Source organism: Nostoc commune NIES-4072 (assembly GCF_003113895.1).
Lineage (GTDB): Bacteria > Cyanobacteriota > Cyanobacteriia > Cyanobacteriales > Nostocaceae > Nostoc > Nostoc commune.
The window spans coordinates 4415268-4437588 of record NZ_BDUD01000001.1 but is presented as its reverse complement, the minus strand read 5'-3'; the positions used below and the strand labels follow the sequence as shown (position 1 = coordinate 4437588).

Below are 22321 nucleotides of genomic sequence, written 5' to 3'. Positions count from 1 at the left end.
ACTAATTGTCATTTGTCGCCAATTTACCCAGACCCTTCAATACACGCAAAACTGTATATAACTCATTCCCAGGATTGAAGATATAGAATAAGCGAGACAAGGCATACTTTGGTGTATCTTGTTTAACTAACTTCACGAAAATAAAGCTACCGCCATTGGTAATTAATCCGTATATTGGTTTATCCGTGTTAGATAATGCCAGCATATAAGCTAGTAACTGTGCTTTACCCACTTCTACAGAAAAAGCTGCTTGTTTGGACTCTATGACTATTACTACTAGCTGTTCAAATAAAATTAAAACATCAATCTGTCCTTTGACCGTTACGCCTTCATCATCAGCAGTAACTTCTACAGACTTTTCAGATTTGACATGAAACGGCGATAAATAAAAGTCTGCTAAATCTAGCAAGGGAGACAGCACCACCATCTTGACGGTGTTTTCTAACAGAGGAGGATACTTGAGTAAATTGGCATAACTGGACTTAACTCGGTCGAGTTGCTGTTTTTCGGTGTTAGTTATTTCTGGTAAGTTATCTTGCCACTCCCTAAAAAATTGGTCATCCTCAACCAATTGCAGTCCAAAGCTGTTCTCTAACTCAAGCAGGGTAATTTCTTTAGCCTGTATTGTTTGAACCATAATCCCAAAATATTTTAGTCAATGATAGTGAAGGTAAATATGCCTTTAGGCGAAACTAGAGAAGGTAGCACAAAAAGTAAAACCACGCTTGAACGATCAAAAATGAAATCAACAAACGAAAGAGAACAGTTAATTAAAGATATTAACGTACTGCTACATCAAGCTTATGACAGTACTTTAGATGAAATTTACGCACTCTTAAAAAGAATCGATGATATAGACGACGAAGAAGACTTAAAAGCCATTAAAGAAGCTAGGGAAGATATACGCATTAATGGTACTGTGTCTTGGGATGAAATTCAAAACGAAATCAGAAACGAAATAAAACAGGATGTTGCGTGAGTTACGAAGTTAAATTTTCCAAGGGTGCGAAAAAGCAGTTTCGCAAACTACCTCTAGACGTACAACAGCGCATACAAACTAAAATCAACGAATTGGCAATAGAACCTCGTCCAAACGGGGTAAAAAAATTACAAGGTGATGATAATTCATATCGTCTTCGAGTAGGAGATTATCGAGTTATTTATGAAGTAGTTGATAATGTTTTGATTGTAACTGTAATTAAAGTAGGACATCGTAGCAATATTTATAAAGATGAAAGTTAGCACAAGTCCGTCAAGCAACTACCGCCAGAGAGTATACAAATCGTATTATTAGCTCTAGCAAAGGAAGGTGAAGGGCCCTGTACTGTGTTGTTAGGCTGTGGGTAAGCGATCGCAAGATCCCGGTTCAATATCTGGTGCTTTCGCTAAAACTGCGTCGTATTTTTCTCGACTGCCTCGCTTTGCTAACTCCCTTAGATAAATTTCAGTTGTGAGTGCAGCGATTTTCTCCACAACTGCTGTCGCCACAAACTGATCGATAGAAATGCCGTCTTGTTTAGCAAGTTCCTGCAAACTTTTGTACAAAGAGTCAGGAAGCTGGACGCTCAGGTTGCCCATGACATGCTCTCACTCAACCCAATTGCCTACAAATATTAAGCGATGGCTACTATAGGAATCCGGTTTGATTTCTGAAAATATCCGTAGGATGTGTTAGCGACAGCGTAACGCATCAAACCCTTGATAATAGTGCGTTACGAACTCCGTTCTAACACACTCTACAACACCTAATTTTGTTCAAAAATCAAATAGTAATCCTATACTACTTTGCCTTTCTTATGACAAATCGTAGGTGTAGGCTAGCAAGAACCGCAGGCATCGCAAGTTAAATCTCTTGATACGCTGAAATAAGAATTGAGAAAAACTAATCCAATTTTCCGGTAACAACCATGCCAAAGCTGACACTGAGCGATGAACAAGTAATTGAATTAGTCAAGCAGCTACCTCCAGAGAGTAAACGAGTAGTATTATTAGCCCTAGCAAAGGAAAGTGAGCAAGAGCGCGATTCTCGTATGGAGTATGCCCAAACCCAATTACGGAACTTGTGTACTGAACGTGGTTTAGATTGGGACAGTATGTCAGAAGATCAACGTGAGTCATTTATAGATGACTTGGTGCATGAGGACAGACAGTGCGACCAATAATAGTGTTTGATACAAATGTTTTGCTCTCTGCTATTGGCTGGAAAGGTAGTCCTTATCACTGTATTGATTTGGCACGCCAAGTCCGGGTAAAAGGTTTAATTTGTCCAGAAATACTTGATGAACTAACCGAGAAGTTAGAAAAGAAGTTGAAATTTACGCCTATTCAAGTAATTCAGACAATAGCTGATTTGCTTAGTTTTCTACGACTAGTCACAATTGCCAACACTTTAAATTTTCTCACTACTGACCCAAACGATAACATGGTACTAGAATGCGCCGTTGTTGGGAATGCGACTTATATTGTTACGGGCGACAAGCGGCATTTGTTACCTCTGGGCAGTTATCAAGGTATTGCAATTGTTAGTGCCAGAGATTTTCTGACTTTGGTTATACCTGAATAATCAAATGAACTTAACACTGAGGTTGAGGACTCTACACATCCCCTGCATTGCATTGTTAGCCTGTGGGTAAGCGATCGCAAGATTCCGGTTCAATATCTGGTACTTTAGCTAAAACTGCGTCGTATTTTTCTCGACTGCCTCGCTTTGCTAACCCCCCTAGATAAATTTCAGTTGTTAGTGCAGCGATTTTCTCCGCAACTGCTGTCGCCACAAACTGATCGATAGAAATGCCGTCTTGTTTAGCAAGTTCCTGCAAACTTTTGTACAAAGAGTCAGGAAGCTGGACGCTCAGGTTGCTCATGACATGCTCTCGCTAAACCCAATTGCCTACAAATATTAAGCGATCGCTACTACTACTTTGCCCTTCTTGTGACAAATTGTAGGCGATCGCTTAATTTGAAACTTTTACAAATACTGGGCTAAAGCCGAATGCCGAGTATTAATGGAACACACTTGATGAAGATATTATTAAACTTTCTGATTCAAATGTCAAGATTTGGCTAAGTTTTTCAGCAAAACTTAGCATTAAATATCGCTGCTTCCTTTAAATTCTCAGGCTGCGTTTCTAAACTCTTGTCACCAAAATGCTTATCCATCAACGCCGGAACCTGTGTAGCTTGAATTCGGCTATGGCGCGTTTTATCTGGCATAACTAAGTTTGGCCCAGCTTTACAATTCTTCATACAACCAGTGCCTTTGATTGTAACTTGGTCTTCTAAACCGCGATCGCTTAAAGCCGCCTCCAACGCCTGACAAACTGCTTTACCACCGCGTTTCATACAATCAGATTTTTGACAGACCAAAATCGTGGCTTTAGTTTTAGCTGGTTTTACCTTGGCATTATCAATAGATGGGGGTTCTTGTGGTGCGGCGATGCTTTGAACTGTCGCCATTTCAGAACGCGCCGCCATCACACGTTCAGCTTTCAGTGTAACTTTGTCTTTTTTTATATCGTATTCTTTATAACCAGCAACTTGCAGCCAAGTCCCTGGTGGTAAGCGCAAGTCAAAAGCAGCCCGTAAATGTTTAGCGAGTTTAATATAAGACTCACCCTCATGAGTCCCCAGCATTAAGCCTTTAAGCTTATAGCCATCTTTAATAACAAAATCTATAAATCTGCCCTCAAGGCAAAACTGCGATACTTCCATACTGTGAGATGCACCCATTTTTTAACCTCCTTTTAATTAATACAAGCTATCAAGGGAAATGTTCTCAGTAGCTAAAGATTAGAACTGTTGGTAGCGACTTTTCCAGCAGTGCTCAAGAGTCCAAATCTGGTCTTGGCGAGAGGCTGTTAATCGCCGTATCACACTCCAAAGTTGAACAGCTGTCATAGGAGAGCTAATTTCAACTTGCAATGGCTGGTTAGCCTGACAACTACAGGGAATGTCTAACTCCTTTAGGCGTTGATAGACTTGCCAGCGATCTGCCCAATTCACCTCTACAAGGTGGCTGCTTTCTATTTCTGAACTAAACGATTTCAAGAGAATTGCCCTCAAAGTGCAACAAACTTGCAGTAACTACCGCCATTTAACTCTCTGCTTTTTGAAAGTTTAAAAAGTTTAACCTCTTAAAACCAGCATACCTTAAGTGCAAACAATTCTCAGTAATTTTGGAAAAAAAATCAAATTTTTGCAGCCATTGCATATTGAAAGGGGGCAGAGGGCAGCTTTCAAGGGAGAAGTTTCCCCTTTTCCCCCTGCTCCCTGCCCCCCTGCTCCCTGCTCTTGTTAGGAAAGATGCACATTTAATCTGGGATGTCAATGATAATGATAAAATTATGCAACTTGATGAGCGTGCCATCATCCAGCCGACAATAAACCTGAGATTTTTAGTAAGTAAAAATACAAAATATTGACATGGCGAATTGGCTTGCTCTTATTATTAAAATGTTAATATGTTAAGAATAAGCAGTTAAAATCTATAACTGTTAAAAAGAGAGGAACGCAATGTCTGAAACACAAACTTTGTTACGGAATTTTGGTAATGTATATGACAACCCTGTGTTGTTGGATCACAGCGTAACTGCTCCAGTGACAGAAGGATTCAACGTTGTATTAGCTAGTTTCCAGGCACTATACTTGCAGTACCAAAAGCATCATTTTGTAGTTGAAGGCTCAGAATTTTACTCTCTGCATGAGTTTTTTAACGAAAGCTACAACCAAGTACAAGACCACGTTCATGAAATTGGAGAACGTTTGGATGGACTGGGTGGTGTGCCAGTAGCGACCTTCAGCAAATTAGCAGAATTAACCTGTTTTGAACAAGAATCTGAAGGTGTATACTCTTCTCGCCAGATGGTGGAAAATGACCTAGCTGCCGAACAAGCAATCATTGGCGTAATTCGTCGTCAAGCTGCTCAGGCAGAAAGTTTGGGCGATCGGGGTACACGCTATCTGTACGAAAAGATTTTGTTGAAAACTGAGGAACGTGCATATCATTTATCTCACTTCCTCGCTAAAGACAGCTTAACTTTAGGGTTTGTCCAAGCTGCTCAAAGCTAAAACTCTCATAATCTAGATTTGTCTACCTAGACTGAAAGAAAAAGTTAGCAGCACTAACTCTTAAAATATTATAAAAAATGGCAGAGAATGGTATTTTTATCTATCTGCCATTTTTAATTTAAGTAAACATATTTTCATAATATTTAACATTGCAAATATTTAGCAATTAGATAGTTAATAAATATTTTTAGTTAAGAAATTTATTTATATTTAATAAAATAGATAGGTATATGCCAGAATAAATAATCGTCTTTTGCCAAATCTCACCAAATTAAATAATAAATATTCGCAAAAACTTTAAAAATTTTAGCATCGCAATTAAATAAAATTAGAAATACAAAATACTTATTGGGCATTGGGCATTGGGCATTGGGCATGGGTCAATATCATAGTTCTTCTTCCCCTGCTTCCCCACTCCCCACTTTGTACAGACGCGATTAATCGCGTCTGTTTGTCATCAAACTTAGAAAACTTAATAATAAAAAGCACGAGAGGGGGTAAAGACCCTTAAAATAATCAGGATTTGTATTCTCGTATTCCAAGGCAACTACTATGCCCCGCCGTGATGACCTCCGGAAGATTCTACTGTTAGGCTCTGGCCCAATTGTGATTGGACAAGCCTGTGAGTTTGACTACTCTGGCACTCAAGCCTGCAAAGCGCTGCGAGAAGAAGGCTATGAAGTGGTTTTGGTCAACTCCAACCCTGCAACAATTATGACCGACCCAGAAACGGCCGATCGCACTTACATTGAGCCGTTGACACCAGAATTGGTCGAAAAAGTCATTGAGAAAGAACGCCCTGATGCTCTCCTACCAACGATGGGAGGACAAACCGCCCTCAACATCGCCGTTGCTTTAGCCAAAAATGGCGTGTTGGAAAAGTACAGCGTTGAGTTAATCGGCGCTAAACTACCAGCCATTGAAAAAGCCGAAGATCGAAAACTTTTTGGTGAAGCAATGGCAAGGATCGGAGTAGCTGTATGTCCCAGTGGCACAGCCGAATCTTTAGAAGAAGCCAAAGCTGTTGCCCGCCAAATTGGTAGTTATCCCCTAATTATTCGTCCAGCTTTCACAATGGGTGGAAGTGGCGGCGGTATTGCTTACAACCAAGAAGAATTTGAAGAAATGGCACAGGTGGGTATAGATGCCAGCCCCGTTTCGCAAATTCTCATTGACCAGTCTTTACTCGGCTGGAAAGAATATGAACTCGAAGTGATGCGTGATTTAGCAGATAACGTGGTTATTATCTGCTCCATCGAAAACCTTGACCCGATGGGCATTCACACTGGAGACTCGATTACCGTCGCTCCCGCGCAAACCCTCACTGATAAAGAATATCAAAGGCTGCGGGATATGGCAATCAAAATCATCCGCGAGATCGGTGTGGAAACTGGTGGTTCTAATATTCAATTTGCCGTCAATCCAGTTAATGGGGATGTGGTTGTAATTGAGATGAACCCCCGCGTTTCCCGCAGTTCGGCTTTATCTTCCAAAGCTACGGGTTTCCCCATCGCCAAAATGGCCGCAAAATTGGCTGTGGGCTACACCTTGGATGAAATTAAAAATGACATCACCAAGAAAACTCCCGCGTCTTTTGAGCCGACAATTGACTATGTAGTGACAAAAATCCCTCGCTTCGCCTTTGAAAAGTTCCCCGGTTCCGACCCAGTGCTGACAACCCAAATGAAATCAGTTGGGGAAGCAATGGCAATTGGGCGCACATTCAACGAATCCTTCCAAAAGGCGTTGCGATCGCTCGAAACCGGACGCGCTGGTTGGGGTTGCGACAAAGCCGAAAAATTACCTAGTGGTGAACAAATCCGCGCCCAACTGCGAACACCTAACCCCGATCGCATTTTCTCCGTGCGCCATGCTTTACAACTAGGAATTACTGCTGAGGAAATCTACGAACTAACTGGTATTGACCCTTGGTTCCTAGATAAATTTCAACAACTATTAGATATCGAGAAATTCCTCAAGCGGACACCCTTGCAGCAATTGACAAAAGAGCAACTTTATGAGGTGAAGCGGGACGGATATAGCGATCGCCAGATTGCTTATGCCACCAAAACCACCGAAGATGAAGTTCGCGCTTACCGCAAGTCACTAGGGATTATCCCAGTTTACAAAACCGTAGATACCTGCGCGGCTGAGTTTGAAGCGTTTACTCCCTACTACTATTCTACCTACGAAGAAGAAACAGAGGTAATGCCCGCAACCAAGCCAAAAGTGTTGATTTTGGGTGGTGGCCCCAACCGCATTGGCCAGGGAATTGAGTTTGATTATTGTTGTTGTCACGCCGCTTATGCTTTGAAGAAAGCGGGGTATGAGACGATTATGGTCAACTCTAACCCAGAGACAGTTTCGACAGACTACGATACCAGCGATCGCCTTTACTTTGAGCCATTAACAAAAGAAGATGTTATTAACATCATTGAAACTGAAAATCCAGTCGGGGTGATTGTCCAGTTTGGCGGTCAAACACCATTGAAGTTGGCTCTCCCATTACAAGAATTTCTTAGAAATAACACCTCAGAGCTGCTTACCAAAATTTGGGGTACATCGCCAGATTCCATCGATATGGCAGAAAACCGGGAACGGTTTGAAAAGATTCTTCAACAGTTGAATATCTCCCAACCGCCTAATGGTGTTGCGCGGAGTTACGAAGACGCGCTGATTGTCGCCAAACGCATTGGCTATCCGGTGGTGGTGCGTCCCAGCTATGTGTTAGGGGGACGAGCGATGGAAATCGTTTATTCCGATTCTGAGTTGGAACGCTACATGAGCTTTGCAGTACTCATAGAACCAGAACATCCGATTTTGATTGATAAGTTTTTGGAAAATGCGATCGAAGTCGATGTAGATGCGATCGCCGATCATACAGGACGGGTAGTGATTGGTGGTATCATGGAACACATCGAGCAAGCGGGGATTCACTCAGGAGATTCCGCTTGTTCCTTACCTTCGATTTCCCTATCACCAGCAGTTCTCAATCAAATTCGCACATGGACGGTGCAGTTAGCGCAAGCGCTGTCAGTTGTGGGGTTGATGAATATTCAATTTGCCGTTGTCGGCGCAAGCAGTTATTCTCCGCAAGTTTACATTTTGGAAGCCAACCCCCGCGCCTCGCGTACAGTGCCCTTTGTTTCTAAAGCAACGGGCGTGCAATTGGCAAAACTAGCATCCTTAATTATGTCAGGTAAAACCTTAGAGGAGCTACACTTCACCGAGGAAATCATTCCGACACATATTGCTGTAAAAGAAGCAGTATTACCCTTTAATAAATTCCCAGGAACTGATACAATATTGGGCCCAGAAATGAGATCCACTGGTGAGGTGATGGGGATTGACAGCGACTTTGGCCGGGCTTTTGCCAAAGCGGAAATGGGTGCTGGGGAGCGTTTACCACTAAGTGGAACTGTATTTGTATCAATGAGCGATCGCGATAAAGCTGCTGCCAGTGGTGTGGTGAAGGAGTTTATCGATTTGGGCTTTACAGTAATGGCTACCCTTGGTACACGGCGAGTTCTACTCGAACAGGGGTTAAATATTGAATTAGTGTTAAAACTCCATGAAGGCCGTCCCCACGTCCTAGATGCAATCAAAAACCAGAAAATCCAACTTATTATCAATACACCTTCAGGAGAAGAAGCCCACACTGATGCTAGGTTAATTCGCCGCACAGCTTTAGCCTACAAAATCCCCATAATTACTACCATCGCCGGCGCAAAAGCCACCGTCGCCGCCATCCGTTCTTTACAAAATACGACTTTGGACGTAAAAACCATTCAAGAATATTGCCCGATTGCAAGGGAGTAGGGGAGGTAGGGGGCAGGGAGCAGGGAGCAGGGAAGAAGAACTATTAATTATTGTCCAATGCCCATTCCCCAGTCCCCAGTCCCCAGTACCCAATACCCAATCACCACTCTCTAGTCCCCAGTCCCCAATACCCAATCACCAGTCCCTAATCCCCATTCCCCATTCCCAACAAAAATTAAGTAATTGTTATAAGAGAATGACTATAGTTCTCATTAGAGATACCTTAACAAATATGAGGAAAATTATTTGAACTGAGAATTTCTTAAATTTACTTCAAGTCAGCCTAGAGAGAAAGGGCAACGTTGCATGAACTGGAACAACCAGGAAATTTAATGTCGCTATATAGCCAAAATATTCTCATAAATGTTACAATTGTTAATACGGCTCCAATAGAAAAATGTTTAAAAAGCGACCTTTTATCTAACTGTAGATACTTGTGCAAAGTAGGAAATAGCTGTAACTTTTAGCAGTTAAGAAGCCTAAATTTGATTATTATGAGCAGCCGAGTTTCTCGGATGCGTAAGTTGCAAACCATACTATAGGTTCCCAGCCTAACTGGGTAGCACCCTAAAAAAGCATCTATCCCTTAATGACCCTACCGCCAAACCCATCATTACCAAAGAGTAGCGCCATGAAGACCGCTCAGACAGCCACAGACCTCGTGCGGACTTACCTGCGTGAGATTGGCCGTGTGCCACTCTTAACACACGAGGAAGAGATTTTCTATGGTAAACAGGTGCAACGTTCTTGCACTTTGCACGAATCAAGAGAATCTCTTGCCACCCAGTTAGGTCGTCAACCGACTTTAGAAGAATGGGCCAAAGCGACAAAGCTAGAACCAGCAGAGTTAAACGAAGCGATCGCTGATGGTGAGATTGCCAAGCGTAAGATGGTAGAAGCCAATTTGCGGCTGGTAGTCTCCGTTGCCAAAAAGTACATAAAGCGCAACGTCGATTTACTGGACTTGATCCAAGAAGGTAGTATTGGTATGCAACGAGGCGTAGAAAAGTTTGACCCTACCAAAGGGTATAGATTTTCTACTTATGCCTATTGGTGGATTCGGCAAGCAATTACTCGTGCTATAGCCGAAAAAGCTCGCACCATTCGCCTGCCTATTCATATCACTGAAAAATTAAATAAAATTAAAAAGGCCCAGCGCCAATTGTCTCAAAAATTGGGACGCGCTCCGACAGCTGGTGAACTAGCTGAAGAATTAGAATTAACTCCCAAACAAGTGCGAGAGTATCTAGAAAAGGCGCGTTTGCCCCTTTCTTTAGATTTGCGCTTGGGTGATAATTACGACACCGAACTCGGAGAAATGCTGGAAGATCCAGGAGCATCTCCAGAAGAGTTTGTCATGCAATCTTCCTTATCTTATGACTTAGATCGCCTGATGGGTGATCTTACGCCACAACAGAAGGAAGTCATCACACTACGCTTTGGCTTAACTGATGGGCAAGCCCTGACGCTGGCTAGAATTGGTGAAATCCTGAACATCAGCAGAGAACGAGTTCGGCAAATTGAGCGAGAAGCTTTAACCAAACTTCGCAAGTCTAAAGCCAACATGGGTGAATATTTGGCAAGTTAGGAGTAGAGACGCGATTAATCGCGTCTGTGCAGGAGTGAGGAGTGAGGAGTTTTTAAGTAACTCCTCACTTTTTACTTTATTTATTAGGGTGAGAAAATACGCTGACTTTGGTACGGTTACGCCTACTTCCACTCTTAAGCTTGGCTGTTACATTAGTTGACAGGAAGACAAAAGAGCTAGCTAAGTCTAAACCAAAACAGACATTCAATATTCAAATAACAAGCACCGCAGCTAGCAGTGGTAGTTAAGGAGCTAAAAAATGAATAACTCATCCAATCGTGTCTCAGAATTTTTCAATAGCGAATCAGAAACTAGTGATTTACTATGGCAGTATGTTAAATCCTTGAGTCCAGAAACAGTTACGCAACTATCTAAGCCTAAGTCTGCCGAAGTTTTTCAGGTAATGGAACGGAATATTATAGGACTATTGGGTAATTTACCTTCAGAAAACTTTGGGGTTACTGTGACTACCAGTAGAGAAAGTCTGGGTCGGCTTCTAGCTTCTGCTATGATTAGCGGTTATTTCTTGCGTAATGCTGAACAGAGAATGGATTTTGAAATCGCCCTACAAGGAACTGAAACCAACAGCAGCGAAATTGACTAGAAATGTAATAGTATCAATATTCTTGTTGGGTTTATAGCTAGTCACAGTCATGGCGATATGAATTTAAAATAAACCTCTGCGAAATCTTTGCTCCTAATTCCCAATCAAGAATCAGCTAAATCTTTTTAAAATATCGAAAACAGTGACTCATTAAAGTTGAATTTAAACGTATAGGCGCTTTACTGAACCGCATATTAGGAGTGCAGAGATTAGCGCAGAGGTTTGCAATCTGGTTCTTTATGAGCTTGTGTAGTTTGGTAATCAATTGAATTAGAGGTGTATCTCTAAATGATTAATACACATGCGTAGGTAAACTAACTACGATAAATGATAATTCACAATAAATTCAAACTCGGCAAAGTAGTCTAAACTCTGCCGAGTTTTATTATGAGTCAAGAGCATACTTTGAATCAGGGATTAAAAGTGGAAAATTAAGAACTTTATTGTAAATTAAAGAGTTTAAGACCCCAACTGTTATATGTAGCATTAATTACTCTGCGGGTTTTGCTACAGTCGGGATTTAAATGCCTGTCAGAAATGTCTTTAATTTTGAATTTTGAATCGTTAACTCTGCCTATCTACCCATATATGAGTAAAATAAACTCTCTCCTACCCCATAAAATCATTGGTGTTGCAGTAATTTGGAACGAGCAAGAGCAAATTTTAATTGATCGCCGTCGTCCAGAAGGAGCAATGGGTGGTTTGTGGGAATTTCCTGGCGGTAAAATTGAGCCTGGTGAAACTATCAGCGAGTGTATTCAACGAGAAATTTCCGAAGAACTGGGAATAGTAATTGAAGTAGGAGAGCATCTGATTACTATTGACCACACATATACAGACTTGCGTGTTACCCTCACAGTACATCATTGCCGCCATGTTACAGGCGTTCCCCAGCCTTTAGAATCCGATGAAATTCGTTGGGTAACTTTGGAAGAACTGGAGGAGTTTACTTTTCCTAAAGCAAATATTCAAATTATTGCTGCTTTAAAGGGGATGGGGAGTAGGGAGTGGGGAGTGGGGGGAGATGAGGGAGATGAGGGAGCAGGGGAAGAAGGGGAAGAAGAATTATTAATGATCAATGCCCAATGCCCAATGCCCCATGCCCAATGACCAATACCGTAACAATCTATTAATTGCATCAGGTTGAGTCCCGCAATTTTCTACAATAAGCGCAGGGACTTTGATTAAAAGTGTAAATAAATAAATAAATGCCTAAAACCGTTGCCGATGTGATGAGCCGCGATCCTATTGTCGTCCGGGCGGAAACTCCACTGAATGAAGCTATCCAAATTCTCGCAGAACGCCACATCAGTGGACTACCTGTTGTGGATGATGTCGGTAAATTGGTGGGTATTATATCAGAAACCGATTTGATGTGGCAAGAAACTGGTGTTACTCCACCTGCCTACATCATGTTTCTTGATAGCGTTATCTATTTAAAAAATCCTGCTACTTATGAACGTGATTTGCACAAGGCTTTAGGGCAAACCGTTGGGGAGGTGATGAGTAAAAACCCGATCGCTATTTCCCCTAATAAAACTTTAAGGGAAGCCGCTACAATCATGCACGATCGCAGCGTTCACCGCTTGCCAGTACTTGACGACACGGATCAAGTAATTGGTATCCTTACTCGTGGTGATATTATTCGGGCAATGGCAGCAAGTCAAGATTAATCGTTATTTGTCATTAGTCATTTGTCATTTGTCAAAAGTTTTTTGACTGTTGACGAATGACTGTTTTTTACACCTTTGAAAATCAGGATAATTAGATGAGTATTACTCCGGAGTCTGTTAAGCAATTGCTCAGTTCTGAGAATTTAGGCGATCGCTTACGTGCAGTAAATCAAATCCGCGAACTGGAACCAGGGATCGGCTTTGAATTAATTCAAAGTGCTATTGGCGATAGCAATTCCCGTGTCCGTTACTCGGCGGTGAGTCAAATGGATACACTCGGAACACAAGATTTACAGTTATCCTTGGATATCTTGCGCGATCGCTTGCTTCATGACTCCGAAGTAGATGTACAAGCAGCAGCAGCAGACTGTTTGGGCGCTTTGAAGTTACGTGAAGCTTTTGAAGACTTGCAACACCTTTACCATACAACTGGTGAATGGTTAATACAATTCAGTATTATCGCCACATTAGGAGAGTTGGGCGATCCACGAGCCTTTGAACTACTCAAAGAGGCACTTTCATCAGAAAACGAATTAGTCCAAACTGCTGCTATTAGTTCTTTAGGTGACTTGGGAGATTTACAAGCGGTTCCTTTGTTAGCTCCCTATGCAACCAATCCAGATTGGCAAATTCGTTACAGACTTGTACAAACCTTGACTCGTTTGGGTAGTGCAGAAGCCAAATCTATATTAGAAACTTTGGCTAATGATGAAGTAGATGCGATCGCAACTGAAGCGAAACAATCTTTGCAATCAGTTTAAGTCTATCTCAGATTAATAAAATTGGACTTTAAATAGATTTGTGTGACAAAAGACAAAATTCGACCTGGTTGGAGAAATTTTACATTCCAAGCAAATCGAATTGATAAATTAGAGTTATTTTTAGTTGCTAAAAGTAACTTTTTTATATTTAGAATTAGGTCTATTGAGCGAAACTTTTGCGGCGGCGAGACATAGCCATTACTGCACCTACTGCACCCAAGCCTAATAATGCAGCTGGTTCGGGAACGGCAGTTACAGTAAGACCTTTGAAACTTGCCGAAATTCCACCACCACTGTATGCACTAGTTGCATCTGCTAAAGTACTTAAGGTTGTGAAATCAATGTTGCCTATTGCATTAGTTCCATCCTCAAACACTCCCGTGAAATTAAAGCTGATCTGTGTACCTCCGAAGATTGATGTAAATGCTGGTGTTAGAAGATTAGTTAAACTAAGAAGTTTAATATTGTCTTGAGAACCAACATCTATAAACTTAGAAGGTAAGCTGGCATTTGAGAAGCTGTAAATAGTCCCATTTGTATCGCTCAGAAAATCTCCCTGTTTGACTCCTAACGCAATTGATCCTGGGTTAGGAGCGAAGGTTGTACCAGTATTAGTAATGTTGGCTACAGTACCATTTCCATCAAACGTAAAACCACCAGTGTATGCTTGTGCAGAACCAGCAGAGGTAAACAACCCAGCAGTAGCTAAGGGGATGGCAGCAGTAACAGCTAGAGTTGCATTTAGTAATCTAGATTTAAAATTAATCATTATCGTTTTAGGCTCCTAGTAATAACCTTAAATCAGAGCAATTGCTTTACTTTTAATCTCAGTAATTTATGGAAAATACTGTCAGTGAAAGCGAAATTTGCCTAATGTATTTCTTATCTCCATAAAATCACATAGACTTAGAGCCTGCAATATTTACTGAGTGGTCTTCATCACATCTTTAAGGCCTTACTATCCTTCATGAAATTTTAATTTCTTATATATATGTACTTCGTATATTTCAGACCCCGTAAGGTTTAGATTGTTGGCGATAGCTCCGGCTTTAGGAAAGGCTGTTTATATAGTCTCAACAAAATAGGAATTTTATATACTTATAATTACTTAACTATATTTTAGATAAATGGAGTATCGGTGTATCTTATATAATCTTTTTAGTTACAAATACTTAGTTAAACGGTTCTTCTTGGAGAATCAAGGAGAGAAACCTCTGTATTTGTTTACTATGGATGGTCTTTTTTATCAAATTCCATGTTTGTAATAAATAGCTAACTGCTAGCTATTTATTACTCTTCTCAAATATGTCAGAACTTTGGAATGCTAAGAGCCAAATACCTGTGGCCAAGTTGTCGCAACGAAAACTACAACTGCGGCGATCGCTAACAACCCTTGAATCAAATTTCCAATCAAAGAGCCGACTACAATTCCTATACCCGCTTTAATCGCCAATCCGAATTCACGTCGGTAAAGATACTCACCGATAATTGCTCCCAAAAGCGGGCCTAGTAAAATTCCTAACAGTGGGCCACCAAAAGGCAATGTTGGTAATAATCCTAAAAAACCCACTACTAAACCGACAATTGCGCCAATTTGCCCCCACTTGCTCGCTCCAGCTTGTTTTGCTCCCACATAACTAGCTAAAAAATCCACTCCAACACTCAGCAGTAAAACTATAACCGTCACAATTAAGGGAATCTTGATAGCTGCAAAGGAACTACTAACGATTCCCCAGACGATAATTGCAATTAAGATTAAGCTGCTACCAGGAATGGCAGGAACTACAGCACCAATGATACCCACAACCATTACAGCCAGTAATAGCCAATAAATAATTTGCATAGATAAATTTCTAAATTTACGATTAGGGGCGCACAACTGTACGCCCCTAATGCATATTGTATCTGGGCGAGAAGGAGAAAAATGCTTAGATTTCAACCTGAACCAAATATGATTTTCTAGTTCAATCTGGTAAAATCTCTCTCTATATCGTTCTTGGCTCGTCTTGGTAATTGTCGGTTGTGGGGACTACAGAACCTGGACTTTCCTGGGTACTTATGCGGGCTGGCGAGTTATTGAAATGGGTTGATTCAGGAGAATATGAAAATGTGATTCAACAGAAAAATTTAGAGACACCAGAAGAAACGGAAGAAGAAGGAAAAACACTGGAAGAAAAAGGAGGGTGGAATTTTTTGACTTCTTGGTGATTGAATTTTAGATTTTAGATTTTAGATTTTGGATTGCTGATTTTAAATTAAATTCTAAATTAGGGAATCACCTAAGAGCCAAGAGTAACGGCTAGTTTATCAGCAATTGCGGCAATCCAGTTTTCATCTTGTTTGGTGTAACTGCGAGGAGCATTAGCGCCTAAAATTAGAGCGCCTTGCTTACCAATAGGTTGACAAATTACACCTTGAGTATTTTCTGGTAAATAATCAAATTCAAGCCTACCTGGATATACTTTTAGCGCAACTAGATAAATCGGCTTTTGTTTTTCGAGTACCTGTTTTAAAATTACTCCTGGTACAACCTCAGCTTTAGTACCCAGAATCCCACGACGCAACAAAACTTTACCTTGATAATAAACCACCAGCGATCGCGTTACTGTATTGGTCAACAATAAATGAGATGCCCAGGCTAGCTCTGTTTTCACGGCTTCAGGTAAATCTGCTGCTAGTACAAAACCAACTTCACCAATTAGTTCTACAGTATCAGGCGATCGCGGCTGAACTTGCTGCCAAATTAAACCCGTCAAAATTAACACTGCACTCAAAATCACACCCACCACATCACCACGCGATTGAGATTGGGTTAGTTCTGGTGTCAATAAACGGTTAATCAGCAAAAGTACAGCGCCTAGCCCACCCACGACAATGGGTAGACGCCGCAAAATTCGATTAGGATCAGGTTTGGTCATTAGTCATTAGTCATTGGGCATTGGGCATTGGGCATTGGGCATTGGGCATTGGGCATTGGGCATTGGGCATTGGGCATTGGACAATAATTAATAGTTCTTCTCCCCCTGCTTCCCCTGCTCCCCCTCCCCCCTGCCTCATCTCCTCACTCCTCCCCTGGTTCAATAATTCGCTGGAAAAGATAACCAGTACCTCGGGCTGTAAGAATCAATTCTGGGTTGCTAGGATCATCTTCTAATTTTGCCCGCAGACGGGATATATGCACATCCACTACGCGGGTATCAACATGGCGCTCTGGTGTGTAACCCCAAACTTCCTGCAAAATTTCCGAACGAGAAAAAGCTTCTCCAGAGCGACTGACTAACAACTCTAGTAAGCTGAACTCCATGCCGGTCAATCGAATCCGCTCATCGCCTTTGTAAACTTGACGCTTATTCGTATCGATTTTGATGTTAGCGACATGGATTACTCCAGAACTGGGAATGCCAGAAGCACCGTTTTTATCTACCCGCCGCAATACCGAGCGAATTCGAGCTTCTAACTCTTTGGGGGAAAATGGTTTAACTACGTAGTCATCAGCACCCAATTCTAGACCGGTGATGCGATCGGCCACATCCCCCAAGGCTGTTAGCATAATAATAGGGACATCTGATTCTTTTCGTAATTCTTGACATACACCATAGCCGTCTAGCTTTGGCATCATTACATCTAAAACTACTAGATCAGGATCAGTTTTGCGAAAAATATCTAATGCTTCTTCCCCGTCGCCAGCCGTTACTACATCGTAGCCAATCATGGAAAGGCGCGTTTCCAAAATCCGGCGAATGCTGGCTTCGTCGTCTACCACCAAGATTTTTTCTTTATGGCTTTCCAAGTTTCTCAACGCTCCTTCACTAAAAATTTACATGATTAATTTTTAATACCATAATATTAAGATATCATTCCATCAATTGATTTGGAAAAAGCTCTAAATACTACTATTATTAGTTTTTAGTTTTTTTCAAGAATTAAGTAAATATTAAGATTATTTAATAAGATTTAAGAATGGCAAAGGCAAAAACCTTTTTTGTGTGTAATGAATGTGGAGCAGAATCGCCCCAATGGTTTGGTAAATGTCCTGCTTGTGGCACTTACAACTCTCTAGAAGAACAAATTTCTATTCAATCCTCAGTAGATGTACCCAGTCGGGGAGGAGTGAGTGGTTGGCAATCAACTCAAACTAATGGCAAATCTCAGGCTAAACCAGCTAAAGCGCGAGCCTCTTTAACATTTAACCAAATTACCGATCGCCAAATTGCCCGGTGGGAGTCTGGTTATGGAGAATTGGATCGAGTGCTTGGTGGCGGGGTTGTCCCTGGCTCTATGGTGCTGATTGGTGGCGATCCAGGTATTGGTAAATCGACTTTATTGTTGCAAGTATCAAATCAATTAGCACAGAAATATCGCATCCTTTACGTAACTGGTGAAGAATCGGGACAGCAAGTAAAATTACGAGCTTCTCGTTTAGGAGTATCAAAAAGTGTAAATGTGGTTAATGATGAGAATACCACTGTGGTAGTAGATGCGACACTTCCCATAGACCCTGACAGTATAGGTGCAGATTTATATGTACTACCAGAAACAGATTTAGAAGAAATTTTACGGGAAATAGACTCTTTAAAGCCTAACGTGGCGGTGATTGATAGTATCCAAACAGTGTTTTTTCCAGCGCTGACTTCTGCACCAGGTTCAGTAGCTCAGGTACGGGAATGTACGGCAGCATTGATGAAGGTGGCAAAGCACGAAGATGTCACTATGCTGATTGTGGGACACGTTACCAAAGAAGGAGCGATCGCAGGGCCAAAAGTTTTAGAACATTTAGTGGATACTGTGTTGTATTTTGAAGGCGATCGCTTTGCCTCCCATCGGTTATTACGGACAGTGAAAAACCGTTTTGGGGCAACTCACGAAATCGGCATCTTTGAAATGGTGACAGATGGACTGCGGGAAGTTGCCAACCCCTCAGAGCTATTTTTAGGCAACCGTGATGATCCTGCACCTGGTACTGCCATTGTCGTTGCTTGCGAAGGCACTCGCCCGATAGTTGTAGAATTGCAAGCTTTGGTGAGTCCCACCAGCTATCCCTCACCCCGTCGTGCTGGTACTGGCGTAGATTACAACCGCTTAGTGCAAATTCTTGCCGTCTTAGAAAAACGGGTGGGAATTCCCATGTCGAAATTGGATTCTTACGTTGCTTCTGCGGGTGGGTTGAATGTGGAAGAACCTGCGGTAGATTTGGGAATTGCGATCGCAATTGTAGCTAGTTTCCGCGATCGCATCGTCGATCCAGGTACAGTATTAATCGGTGAAGTTGGCTTAGGTGGACAAGTGCGATCGGTTTCCCAAATGGAATTGCGGTTGAAAGAAGCAGCTAAGTTGGGATTTAAAAGAGCGATCGTGCCAAAAGGGACAAAATTTCCTGACTTAAATATTGAAATATTACCAGTATCTAAAGTAATAGATGCGATTATCGCCGCCATCCCGCATCAGGAATTGACAGCAGACGATTTAGAACCTGATGAAGATGAGTAATTCTGGGACTGGGTACTGGGAAGATGAGCGAGTAGGGGGAGAAGAATTAATAACTAATGCCCAATGCCCAATGCCCAATGCCCAATGCCCAATGCCCAATTCCAAAGGAAAACCCACTATGACAACCCTCACCCAAGACTACCAAATCACTTGGGAAAAACTACCCGATGATTACAAACTCCCAGATGATCCAGTGGACAACATCAATCAACCAGCTTTAGCTGCTGCACTCACGGAAAGCCTACAATTAGTCGGAAAAATTTCAACTAATACTCTAACAACAACTAATTACGGTATTTGTGCCACCCTAAACAACAAAATGGTCATTAAAGCCCCTGATTGGGCTTTTATTGCCAAAATTAATGTTAGTAGAGAAGAAGTAACACGCAGTTATACCCCTCAACTACAAGGTGAAATTCCCGTAATTGTAATGGAATTTATTTCCGATACACAGGAGACAGAATATTCTATCAAAGCGACATATCCCCCAGGGAAATGGTTTTTCTACGAGCGCATCTTAAAAGTACCAAACTACATCATCTTTGAGCCAGATAGCGGCAGTATCGAAATGTATCGCTTACACAACACAGAACAGTACATTTTGCAAGAGCCTGATGAAAATCAACGCTACTGGATAGCAGAAATGAATCTTTACCTTGGGGTGTGGCAAGGTACTCGTGAAAACCGCACAGGAAAGTGGTTGCGGTGGTGGGATGAACAAGGAAACCTTTTACCTTGGGGTTCCGAGTTAGCCGAACAGGAACGCCAGCGTGCCGAACAGGAACGCCAACGCGCCGAACAAGAACGCCAACGCGCTGAACGACTAACAGCACAATTGCGGGCGGCGGGAATTGAGCCAGAAGTGTGATGAATGTTTTAGGAAAAATTAAAAGCCACTGATCCCCGGCTTCTTTGACAAGTCGGGGATCTTATTTCTCACAAATGATTAAGTAGGGCTGAATAGCAGTTGTTAGGTAAGACGAGGGTTTAACAACTGCGATGTCTACGACGGGCTACGCCTACACCATAAGTTTATTACGATTGAATACACTGCTTATTTTAGGCTGCATCAGCAGCACCTTAAATCTTTATCGACACAAGACAGAGTTTTGTGTGTGCCAAAATAAATACCAATAAAACTACGGTTTTTATCTATGGCGTGGAATCCAGGGCAGCAGTTATTTGGCGATCGCTACATAATCGAGAGAAAATTGGGTGAAGGTGGAATTGGCATTACCTATCTAGCAAAAAATCGACGAGGTGAATTGCGAGTCATCAAAACCCTCAGAGAACAAATCCTGGATTACTACATCGGGATTTAAAACCAAGTAATATCAATGTTCATAGCTATTAAAACACTACAATAGAAACACAATATTGATAAATTGTATCGCCCTCAGTATAATGACTGCAATTGCTAGACCTTCATCCTTAATCCGCAGTATCAGAATAGAAAAGCTGGATAAGTTTCACCTATTCAAATTTAATGATGAACTGCAAGCACGGATGGAAGAACTTTTAGAACGCAAAAAAGTTGATTTACTAACTCCAGAAGAAATTATCGAACTTGAAGAGATTGCAGAACTAGATAGGATTTTTACCCATATAAATGCGATGTTAGTAGCTCAACACAATGATTGATGATGCTACTAAAGAAATTGTCCGTAAACGCGCAAATTATCTGTGCGAATATTGCCATTCTCCAGAACGCATTTCCACTACAATATTTACAGTAGACCATTTGATACCAAAGTCTATTGGTGGTTCTGATGAACTTAATAATTTAGCCTTGGCTTGTCGTCGTTGTAATGAACATCGCTACAACTTTGTCGCTGGATATGACTCAGAGACTAAAGCAATAGTACCCCTATTTAATCCTCGTCAACAAATTTGGTCAGAGCATTTTCTTTGGTCAGCAAATGGTAAGACAATTTTTCTTTGGTCAGCAAATGGTAAGACAATTATTGGAGTTACCGCCACTGGTAGAGCAACATGCAAGCGACTTGATATGAACGACGAACGCTATCCAGAAAATGACTCTATTCTGAGTGCGCGAGGTTTTTGGATTCAAGCTGGCTTACATCCTCCTAATGAAGATCCAAGGGCAAAGTAATCAATAAAAATAATAGCCGAAAAATATTAAACCCAATTTTTACTATGACTTCTTCTCCTCACTATATTCGCCAATCTGACCCGCCGCTTCCTCCTTGGGAAACACTACCAACGATGTATGATTTACCAAGTGATAACCCAGAGGAACCAGGCTTGCCAGACGATTTTCACTTTTTACAACCCTTACTTTTATACTTAACTTTTCAGCCGATTAACTGGAATCCGGAACTAGTCTACAGTGCGGCTGACCTTAATCTCTATTATGATTTACAGCATCCTTTGTGGTATAAGCGCCCAGATTGGTTTGGTGTAGTAGGGGTAAGAAAATTATACAAAGGGCAAGACTTACGATTAAGTTATGTAACTTGGCAAGAGCCAGTAAATCCCTTCGTGGTTGTTGAGTTATTATCTCCAGGTACGGAAGACGAAGATTTAGGCACAACAAGAGAAAGTGCAGCAGATAAACCTCCTAGCAAATGGGAAGTTTATGAGCGAATTTTGCGGATTCCTTACTATGTTGTTTTTAGTCGCTATACTAATGAACTTCGGGCTTTTCAGTTAGTCGGCGGTCATTATGAACCGATGAACTTGACTAATGGATACCTACTAATGCCAGAGATAGATTTAAGTTTAGGCTTATGGCAAGGTTCATTTCGAGATATTGAAAGGTTGTGGTTGAGGTGGTTCACTTTGACGGGAGAATTAATTCCCGCACCCGCAGAGGAAGCTGCTGCTGCAACTGAACGAGCTATGATTGCTGAACAAGAAGCTAGGGAAGCTAAACAAGAAGCTATAGAAGCTAAACAAGAAGCTACTCAAGCCAAACGAAAAGCGGAACAATTAGCAGAACGTTTGCGTCAGTTGGGCGTGAATCCGGATGAACTAGATGAATTATTGTAGCTTCAAAAGTATTTTATTATACGTAGCGTAATTTTCTGCTCTTGAGGAATCACTTGTAATGAAAACTTTGATAGCCCATGCCGAAGCAGTTATTTGATAACGATATTAACTCTCAGAAAGATTAATTTTTGAGAGCGATGTCTACGACGAGCTGCGCTAACGCATATTCAGCACTTGAAATACATATAATAATTTTTTCGGGAAGTCTATAGCAACCTTAGTTTTTCTGAGAAACTATCATATCATGCTATATCCTTACTGTTCCAAAGCTCAGTGCCAATTGAATTACTAGAGGTAAAATGTGGTTCAT

General features: G+C 41.4%; 27 protein-coding genes and 1 pseudogene. 18 read left to right on the top strand and 10 right to left on the bottom strand.

From position 1 onward, the window contains the following. Window position 1: 1 nt before the first annotated feature. Window positions 2-637, bottom strand: coding sequence for a restriction endonuclease subunit R (locus CDC33_RS19570; RefSeq protein WP_109009948.1), 636 nt, complete (start codon window positions 635-637; stop codon window positions 2-4). A 39-nt stretch (window positions 638-676) separates the two neighbouring features. On the opposite strand from CDC33_RS19570, the gene CDC33_RS19565 reads away from it, so the two are divergent. Then, window positions 677-979, top strand: coding sequence for a hypothetical protein (locus tag CDC33_RS19565; RefSeq protein WP_369694325.1), 303 nt, complete (start codon window positions 677-679; stop codon window positions 977-979). Further along, on the top strand, window positions 976-1242 hold the full coding sequence (locus CDC33_RS19560; protein WP_109009947.1) for a type II toxin-antitoxin system RelE family toxin: 267 nt from the start codon (window positions 976-978) through the stop codon (window positions 1240-1242). The genes CDC33_RS19565 and CDC33_RS19560 overlap by 4 nt, the downstream gene beginning before the upstream one ends. A 90-nt stretch (window positions 1243-1332) precedes the next feature. On the opposite strand, the gene CDC33_RS19555 is transcribed toward CDC33_RS19560, so the two are convergent. Continuing rightward, window positions 1333-1578 carry a toxin-antitoxin system HicB family antitoxin gene (locus CDC33_RS19555; RefSeq protein ID WP_109009946.1) on the bottom strand — a complete coding sequence of 82 codons (246 nt, stop codon included), beginning with the start codon at window positions 1576-1578 and terminating at the stop codon, window positions 1333-1335. A gap of 329 nt (window positions 1579-1907) precedes the next feature. Here CDC33_RS19555 and CDC33_RS19550 point away from each other — a divergent pair, with 329 nt between their 5' ends. Both CDC33_RS19550 and CDC33_RS19545 read left to right on the top strand, forming a co-directional pair. Further along, window positions 1908-2162, top strand: a complete 255-nt coding sequence (locus CDC33_RS19550) for a hypothetical protein (RefSeq protein ID WP_109009945.1) — start codon at window positions 1908-1910, stop codon at window positions 2160-2162. After that, the gene (locus CDC33_RS19545; RefSeq protein WP_109009944.1) at window positions 2150-2563 is read left to right on the top strand and encodes a putative toxin-antitoxin system toxin component, PIN family; all 414 of its coding nucleotides are present in this window, start codon (window positions 2150-2152) and stop codon (window positions 2561-2563) included. Before CDC33_RS19550 ends, CDC33_RS19545 begins: the two co-directional genes overlap by 13 nt. A gap of 55 nt (window positions 2564-2618) precedes the next feature. Here CDC33_RS19545 and CDC33_RS19540 read toward each other — a convergent pair whose 3' ends face one another. From CDC33_RS19540 to CDC33_RS19530, 3 genes are all read right to left on the bottom strand, one after another. Beyond that, window positions 2619-2864 (bottom strand): ribbon-helix-helix protein, CopG family, encoded by a 246-nt coding sequence (locus tag CDC33_RS19540; RefSeq protein ID WP_109009943.1) that lies wholly within the window; start codon window positions 2862-2864, stop codon window positions 2619-2621. A gap of 208 nt (window positions 2865-3072) precedes the next feature. Further along, window positions 3073-3729 carry a (2Fe-2S) ferredoxin domain-containing protein gene (locus tag CDC33_RS19535; RefSeq protein WP_109009942.1) on the bottom strand — a complete coding sequence of 219 codons (657 nt, stop codon included), beginning with the start codon at window positions 3727-3729 and terminating at the stop codon, window positions 3073-3075. 60 nt (window positions 3730-3789) lie between these two features. Further along, window positions 3790-4047, bottom strand: a complete 258-nt coding sequence (locus CDC33_RS19530) for an Asr1405/Asl0597 family protein (protein WP_109012641.1) — start codon at window positions 4045-4047, stop codon at window positions 3790-3792. A 465-nt stretch (window positions 4048-4512) separates the two neighbouring features. On the opposite strand from CDC33_RS19530, the gene dpsA reads away from it, so the two are divergent. From dpsA to nblB, 7 genes are all read left to right on the top strand, one after another. Further along, a complete protein-coding gene (dpsA, locus tag CDC33_RS19520; protein ID WP_100898647.1) occupies window positions 4513-5067 on the top strand; it encodes a DNA starvation/stress protection protein DpsA in 555 nt (184 codons plus the stop codon). A 552-nt stretch (window positions 5068-5619) separates the two neighbouring features. Further along, complete coding sequence (carB, locus tag CDC33_RS19515; protein WP_109009940.1) at window positions 5620-8886, top strand: carbamoyl-phosphate synthase large subunit; 3267 nt, start codon at window positions 5620-5622, stop codon at window positions 8884-8886. A gap of 631 nt (window positions 8887-9517) precedes the next feature. Then, window positions 9518-10474 carry an RNA polymerase sigma factor, RpoD/SigA family gene (locus CDC33_RS19510; RefSeq protein ID WP_109009939.1) on the top strand — a complete coding sequence of 319 codons (957 nt, stop codon included), beginning with the start codon at window positions 9518-9520 and terminating at the stop codon, window positions 10472-10474. 259 nt (window positions 10475-10733) lie between these two features. Further along, window positions 10734-11078 (top strand): DUF760 domain-containing protein, encoded by a 345-nt coding sequence (locus CDC33_RS19505; protein ID WP_109009938.1) that lies wholly within the window; start codon window positions 10734-10736, stop codon window positions 11076-11078. A gap of 588 nt (window positions 11079-11666) precedes the next feature. Further along, window positions 11667-12188, top strand: coding sequence for an 8-oxo-dGTP diphosphatase MutT (gene mutT / locus CDC33_RS19500; protein WP_109012640.1), 522 nt, complete (start codon window positions 11667-11669; stop codon window positions 12186-12188). A gap of 98 nt (window positions 12189-12286) precedes the next feature. Further along, on the top strand, window positions 12287-12751 hold the full coding sequence (locus CDC33_RS19495) for a CBS domain-containing protein (RefSeq protein WP_181374080.1): 465 nt from the start codon (window positions 12287-12289) through the stop codon (window positions 12749-12751). 95 nt (window positions 12752-12846) lie between these two features. Then, window positions 12847-13512 carry a phycobilisome degradation protein NblB gene (nblB, locus tag CDC33_RS19490; protein ID WP_109009937.1) on the top strand — a complete coding sequence of 222 codons (666 nt, stop codon included), beginning with the start codon at window positions 12847-12849 and terminating at the stop codon, window positions 13510-13512. A 160-nt stretch (window positions 13513-13672) separates the two neighbouring features. Here the strand turns inward: nblB and CDC33_RS19485 are convergent, their stop codons facing one another. Next, on the bottom strand, window positions 13673-14281 hold the full coding sequence (locus tag CDC33_RS19485) for a PEP-CTERM sorting domain-containing protein (RefSeq protein WP_109009936.1): 609 nt from the start codon (window positions 14279-14281) through the stop codon (window positions 13673-13675). Window positions 14282-14836: 555 nt separating this feature from the next. Further along, window positions 14837-15355 (bottom strand): DUF456 domain-containing protein, encoded by a 519-nt coding sequence (locus tag CDC33_RS19480; protein ID WP_109009935.1) that lies wholly within the window; start codon window positions 15353-15355, stop codon window positions 14837-14839. A gap of 179 nt (window positions 15356-15534) precedes the next feature. On the opposite strand from CDC33_RS19480, the gene CDC33_RS19475 reads away from it, so the two are divergent. After that, window positions 15535-15720, top strand: coding sequence for a hypothetical protein (locus CDC33_RS19475; RefSeq protein WP_181374079.1), 186 nt, complete (start codon window positions 15535-15537; stop codon window positions 15718-15720). 71 nt (window positions 15721-15791) lie between these two features. Here CDC33_RS19475 and CDC33_RS19470 read toward each other — a convergent pair whose 3' ends face one another. From CDC33_RS19470 to rpaB, 3 genes are read right to left on the bottom strand one after another with little or no spacing between them, the layout of a single operon-like run. Continuing rightward, window positions 15792-16430, bottom strand: coding sequence for a cofactor assembly of complex C subunit B (locus CDC33_RS19470; RefSeq protein ID WP_109009934.1), 639 nt, complete (start codon window positions 16428-16430; stop codon window positions 15792-15794). A 10-nt stretch (window positions 16431-16440) separates the two neighbouring features. Continuing rightward, a complete protein-coding gene (locus CDC33_RS41330) occupies window positions 16441-16569 on the bottom strand; it encodes a hypothetical protein (RefSeq protein ID WP_280524423.1) in 129 nt (42 codons plus the stop codon). Window positions 16570-16573: 4 nt separating this feature from the next. Next, window positions 16574-17302, bottom strand: a complete 729-nt coding sequence (gene rpaB, locus CDC33_RS19460) for a response regulator transcription factor RpaB (RefSeq protein WP_100898636.1) — start codon at window positions 17300-17302, stop codon at window positions 16574-16576. A gap of 170 nt (window positions 17303-17472) precedes the next feature. On the opposite strand from rpaB, the gene radA reads away from it, so the two are divergent. The 6 genes and pseudogenes from radA (at window position 17473) to CDC33_RS19435 (ending at window position 22011) form a co-directional block, all read left to right on the top strand. Continuing rightward, entirely contained in the window at window positions 17473-18999 is a 1527-nt protein-coding gene (radA, locus tag CDC33_RS19455) for a DNA repair protein RadA (RefSeq protein ID WP_109009932.1), read from the top strand. A 118-nt stretch (window positions 19000-19117) separates the two neighbouring features. Next, complete coding sequence (locus CDC33_RS19450; protein WP_181374227.1) at window positions 19118-19867, top strand: Uma2 family endonuclease; 750 nt, start codon at window positions 19118-19120, stop codon at window positions 19865-19867. Window positions 19868-20153: 286 nt separating this feature from the next. After that, a pseudogene (locus CDC33_RS38915) lies at window positions 20154-20303 on the top strand (serine/threonine-protein kinase); the annotation flags it as partial. Between the two features lie 100 nt (window positions 20304-20403). Further along, window positions 20404-20640 carry a hypothetical protein gene (locus CDC33_RS19445; protein WP_439956617.1) on the top strand — a complete coding sequence of 79 codons (237 nt, stop codon included), beginning with the start codon at window positions 20404-20406 and terminating at the stop codon, window positions 20638-20640. Further along, entirely contained in the window at window positions 20633-21112 is a 480-nt protein-coding gene (locus CDC33_RS19440) for an HNH endonuclease (RefSeq protein ID WP_109009931.1), read from the top strand. Before CDC33_RS19445 ends, CDC33_RS19440 begins: the two co-directional genes overlap by 8 nt. A 44-nt stretch (window positions 21113-21156) precedes the next feature. Beyond that, complete coding sequence (locus CDC33_RS19435; protein ID WP_109009930.1) at window positions 21157-22011, top strand: Uma2 family endonuclease; 855 nt, start codon at window positions 21157-21159, stop codon at window positions 22009-22011. The last annotated feature ends 310 nt before the right edge of the window (window positions 22012-22321 follow it).